The sequence below is a fragment of the Methanobrevibacter sp. genome (assembly GCF_017447225.1).
In the GTDB taxonomy this organism is placed as follows: Archaea; Methanobacteriota; Methanobacteria; order Methanobacteriales; family Methanobacteriaceae; genus Methanocatella.
In genome coordinates this window covers 1-5526 of sequence record NZ_JAFSNZ010000035.1, presented here as the reverse complement: position 1 = coordinate 5526, position 5526 = coordinate 1, and the positions used below count along the sequence as shown (strand labels likewise).

Here is a 5526-nt window from a genome sequence, read left to right as displayed (position 1 = left end):
TTTGTGTGTCTGCTCATAAGTATCGCTGTTTTCCGTGTAGTAAACGGTTTTTTCAGTGCGTCTGTTGAACGGATCATAGCTGTATTCAACGAGATAGTCAGAATTCGCGACGCTTGTAAGACGGTTAAGTTTGTCGTAAGTGTAGACAATTTCCGGAGGATTACTGCCGTCGAAATCTTCAGAAACAAGATTGTTATTTGAATCATAGCTATAAGTGATCCTGTTGTTATTCCACGATTTCTCTGTGAGTCTGTTGAATCCGTCAACCGTCCAGGTGAAATCGGTCTGATTTTCTCGGCTCGATCTGATATTGTGAACGCCGTCAAGCTGGAAGTCTTCGCAGCCGCTTTCCGCCGTGTTGCACTTGAAGACGTTGTTCCTGCTTTCTATGCAGGTAGGATCGCTTGAACTGTAGGCGCAATTGTAATCAACTCTTCTCAGGCGGTAATAGGAATCGTAAGTGTATTTATCCGAAGTCTGCTTTATTCCGTCCGCCTTTTCGATCAGGTGCCAGCCGCGTGAATAGTTGTAGCTCATGTCGTAAATATCAGTTTGAGATTTTTTGATGTTGTGGTTTTCAAGCATTATTCTTCCTGATTCCCGTTTTTGATTTCAATGCCGTGTTCCGCACATATTTCTTTAGCTGTTTTTCCCCAGTTATCTTTAATTTCAGGATCTGCGCCTAATTTTACAACAAAAGCTACTAGGTCTGCGGATGAATTTTTATTAAGGCACATGTTGTGCAGCAAAGTGTCACCTAGCTTATCCTGCGAATTTATATCTGCACCTTTCTGAACAAAAGTTTCCACTATTTTTTTCCAAAGATTTATCTCTTCATCTGTCATATCCTTTTCTAAAAATCTGGCTCTTAAGCCAAGCGGAGAACTGTTCATCAAATTTTCCTTAACATTGACTTCGGCACCGTTTCCAAGGAGCAGAAGAGCCGTATCCTTTGCTGTAAAAAAGAGCGCGGAAATATTGTCCTGATCTCTTTGGTTGATATTGATTCCTTTTTCAATCAAATATTTCGTTATTTCGATGAAATTAGGGCCTGCTGCATAAGTTATGTTCGGGACCCAAATACCGTCTGTTTCATCAAAAATTTCATAATGTTTTCTGTTTCTTACCAATCCGGGGAATTCCTCATCAAGTTTTTTTCTTTCAGCCAAGGCTTTTTTGAATAGGTTCCCTCCTTCAGATTTTCTGCTAAGACGTGTTGTAAGGATTTTATTTAAGGCTCCGGATATCATCAGCGGCAAGGTGGATTCCGGAAATCCTTTAGTATAGTCTTTAACAATGTTACTGCTGAAATCATCTTTGTTTTTTATATATTCCAAAATTTTCTGCGGATCAGGAATATCCTGCGGGTAATAAGTGATTCTGTTTATTTTGGGAGATATTTCATTCACATCGACTCCGCATTCTTCGACAAGGAATTTCACTATTTCAAGGTGACCTTGACCGATTGCGGCATTCAAAACCGTTGTATAGAACAAGATCGGCTCAACATTTAAAAAAATCAATCCTTTTTTATTTATATCGGCACCTTTTGCAATCAGAAGTTTGAGAATGTCGAAATTCCCTCCAGCGGCAGCCCACATCGCTGGAGTCGCGCCGTTTTCATCTGTATGGTTTACATCCGCACCTTTTTCTATCAAGGCTTTTGCCTTTTCAGTTTCATCATTTTTGATGTATTCGATAAGTTTTTTTTCAGGTTGTTCATTTTTTAATAAAGGCTGGAACGGACTCAAGATCAGAAGCAAAGAAACAAGAATAAGAACAGTTGCTATATATTTTTTTGCAGGGAACGAAATTTCTCTGATAAGAATTCCGATAAACCAGCAAAACATGCCTGATACAAAGAGTTTTACAGCGATCACATAAGTCATATTGAAAATGGTGTTAATTAAAAAATGACCGGAAAAGACTGATATAAAAAAGAAAAGAACTCTTTTACTGCCTTTGACATCATAGTTGTTTCTAATCAGAAAAAATCCGGTTAAAAAACAAGCTCCGCCTAAACATAAGGGATAATAGTAAGAGAGAGAATCTGTCGGCAGAATATTGATATGCAGCATAACACCCAAAAATAACGAAACAACAAATTCCGCAAGAAAAACAATCAAAGTATTGAGAAAAACACCTTTAATAAGTTTAAACATGATACACTCCTTAATTAAAATATGGATCAACATTTGTTTGCGGGAATCCAGACTGTTGCCACTTCTCATAAGTAGTTAAATCATAGCCATATTCTGCATTTGTTGGAACAAAAGGATTCCTGTAAATCATTGGCTGACACCTTTTATTCCAGAATAAAAATTTCGGATATGCATACATTTTTGAATTTGCTGCCGGGGAGTATTTCTTTCACTTTAAAGCGGAGAGTGCAGTTTTCGTAGTGAGGCATATCACGTTCGCCTTCATAAATGATGTCGTAATCGAAATAAATAGGTCTTTCGTGAATAATCTCGTATCTTTGTCTGATCTCCGCTTCTTGTGGATATTTGTCACTCTTTTGCTTTTTTGTTTTCAAAAAGTTCACAGGATTTTCTGGTTTGTTGACACATGCTAATATAGCTGAACAATTTTTATACTCGATTTCCATAGATTTTACCTTGCCGTTTTCGGACAGCGTTTTTTCATTTTTCATGTTGCCGTTCAAAACAGCGATAAATCTTATGTTGCTCTTCTCGGTTTTGACCTCTATCCAGTTGTTTTTGCCGGTTGCGCACCATGCAGTCGCCGGGTCTCCGTCAAACAGATTGGCAGCCTTTGTTTCCGCTGCCGCAGAAGAAACTTTCACGCTTTTTATCTTGTTTTTTGTCGTGAGACGACTCCCGACAATCTGATCCCATAAATTTCTCAAGGAATTATCGTACTCTATTTCAATTTCACTGTTTTTGGAAAAATCGAAATTTTTTCCTTTGAATTTGAATGTTCCAGCCTTGTCAAATGAGAAAATTCTCGGCTCAAGCGTCAGCAGTTTTCCGCCGTTACGGAACAAATCACTCATATCAATGTTTATTTCAAGTTCGTCTGCCGATCCTGAACCGAAATATTTTGCGTTGGACATAGAATATTTTGTTTTTCGAGGCCTGAACCAGTATAGAGTATACGGTCCATATTCAGTGATGTCTCCCCACGGATCAACTTCATAATTTACTTCGATTTCAATGCTCTGTTTTGCAGGAAAATCGAATGAACAAACAAAATAAACATTATTAGATTCACCTCTTGGAATTTTCTGTTCTTTCATTTTTTGTGCGACACCGTTGATTTTTACAGAAAAATTGCGGATTTTGTCTTTTTTGAACTCAGGATCATCACTCACATAACCATTCTCGAGAATATCTTCAAACAAAACGGGAAAAGCATAATCGATTTTTTCCGCCTTGCCGGAAGCGTTTTGCAGCCTGTATTTGACATTGAATTTGAAAACATCATTCACAAACACGATGGAGATACTTTCTTTCTCTATTTTGATATTTTCCTTCTGGATATAGACTATATTTCCAGTTCTTGTAAGGCTTGATCCGTCAATTGCCGCACCGTTGGCAAAAACTGTGAAAAATGAGAACAAGACTAAAAGTATAAATATGAATCGCATTTTTTCCTCCTAATACCAATAAGGATCAACATTGGTTTGCGGAAACCCAGCTTGTTGAAATTTTTCATAAGTCGTTGAATTATATCCATATTCAGCACCAGGAACAAACGGATTCCTGTAAATCATTGGTCGTCCCGAACCATTATTTCCATCAAACAAGATAGTTTTTAAAGGATCTTTGTTTACATAGTACGGATTACGGTAAATCATTATTGCTCCGTTTGGTCTCCACCAGTTAAATCAACTATTTTCGGTCTATTCATTCTTTCTTCAATGAAATCCTTAATGTAAAGCAGATCTTCCTTGTCTCCGCTGAGATAAAATTCAGGATATGTCTCTTTATATTGCACTTTTTTTTCGGGAGAAACTTTATGCTTAATATACAACAAATCTTCTCCAAGAACTCGTTTGATGAAAATGATTTCTATATCCTTCACTGCTATTTCTGGAAGATATTTTTCATTTGCAAAAGTAAACTTTATAACATCATTGTAGAGAAGTACATAAACAGATGTCCCCCATCTTGACATGGAAATATGTCTTGCTTGAACAATATCTTTTGAAATAATCATAGAGCAACTTAACTCGTAAAGAGGCTTTTCTGACTCCACATACTTCTTTTTCTCTTGTTTTTTCTTTTTTGCATCTAGTCTATTAAGAATAAAGAGGGCAACTACAATCAATATGCCTGAAACAACTTTTAATGTACTCATTGCACCACCTACTGCCAGTAAGGATCAACATTCGTTTGCGGGAATCCGGCTTGCTGAAATTTCTCATATGTCGTTGAATCATAACCATATTCAGCTCCTGGGTCAAAAGGATTCCTGTAAATCATAGGTCTTCCAGAGCCATCGTTACCATCAAAGAAAATTGCTTTCATCGGGTCTTTGTTCACATAATATGGGTTGCGATAAATCTTAATTGCGCCATTTGGACCAGTGCTATTATCAATGAAAACTGGAGGCTGTTCACTTTCCCCACGTTTGAGCATTTTTGCCAAAATGTTGCTCATTAAAATCCTTTGGATTGCATTAGAAGGATCTTTGTCTGGATCCGACGGCATATTTTCACCTGTTGCCCCAGAACAATCTCCTGATACACACTCGCAACTACCATAGCCGCAATCGACATTGGATTTTGGATATTGTGTTTTTGTAATATTAGATCCAAAATAATCATCATCTTCACTTACTCCCGGCTTAGATTCAGGATCTGTTTTTTCTTTTGGAGATTCGATGTCTTCTTTAGCTGGTCCAGTATTTTTTTTCTCATCTTTATTTTCCACCGGATTAGAAATTTCCAACATCTTTTCAGATATTGATAAGGAATTACGTTCTCTGATAGAGTCTTGAGTTCTATTATTTAACAATTTCAATTCATTAAATGTGCCAATCGCATCCCACCCCAAACTAAATAAAAATTTTTTTGTAAAAGTATTTCCGATTTTAACCATAGAATAATATTGCCCACTTCTTATAGCTACAATAGAATATACAAATAGATATTCCTTATCAACAATATTTAAATCTTTCATAATTGTTCCCAAAGTTCCGAGAGCACCCCAAATTAATCCAGAAGGACCTGACAAAGCAACACTTACTCCAATATCAATAATAGCAGTCTTTATCCAACCGACAACCATTTCTTCTTCAGGTGACATTGGAGTTGTAGGAACATCATGCTTATTGAACCCATGAACTTCTGCAAAAGAATTCGCGTCACTTGCCAACCCTGTCGGATCACTCGCTTCAATGACCATTCCGGCAACATAGGCGAAGCCGTTGCCGAGGTTGTTGGCATCACCCCAGATGCCGATGGGATCTTGGTTGATGAAGCGGTGCATATCGATGTGGTAATAACGGTTGCGCATCCAATAAAGGTTGGTTTCGGGCTCGTAGAGTGAGCCGCCCCAG

General features: G+C 37.6%; 6 protein-coding genes. All 6 read right to left on the bottom strand.

Annotated features, from left to right (window positions below):
• The coding region (locus tag IJQ68_RS03435; RefSeq protein ID WP_292796972.1) for a hypothetical protein at positions 1-585 on the bottom strand (585 nt) is incomplete at its 3' end.
• Positions 585-1889, bottom strand: coding sequence for an ankyrin repeat domain-containing protein (locus tag IJQ68_RS03430; protein WP_292796971.1), 1305 nt, complete (start codon positions 1887-1889; stop codon positions 585-587). The genes IJQ68_RS03430 and IJQ68_RS03435, both read right to left, overlap by 1 nt.
• A gap of 416 nt (positions 1890-2305) precedes the next feature.
• On the bottom strand, positions 2306-3610 hold the full coding sequence (locus tag IJQ68_RS03425; RefSeq protein ID WP_292796968.1) for a discoidin domain-containing protein: 1305 nt from the start codon (positions 3608-3610) through the stop codon (positions 2306-2308).
• Positions 3611-3619: 9 nt separating this feature from the next.
• Complete coding sequence (locus IJQ68_RS03420; protein ID WP_292796966.1) at positions 3620-3820, bottom strand: hypothetical protein; 201 nt, start codon at positions 3818-3820, stop codon at positions 3620-3622.
• A complete protein-coding gene (locus IJQ68_RS03415; protein WP_292796964.1) occupies positions 3820-4323 on the bottom strand; it encodes a hypothetical protein in 504 nt (167 codons plus the stop codon). Before IJQ68_RS03415 ends, IJQ68_RS03420 begins: the two co-directional genes overlap by 1 nt.
• Before the next feature lie 8 nt (positions 4324-4331).
• The coding region (locus IJQ68_RS03410; protein WP_292796961.1) for an RHS repeat-associated core domain-containing protein at positions 4332-5526 on the bottom strand (1195 nt) is incomplete at its 5' end.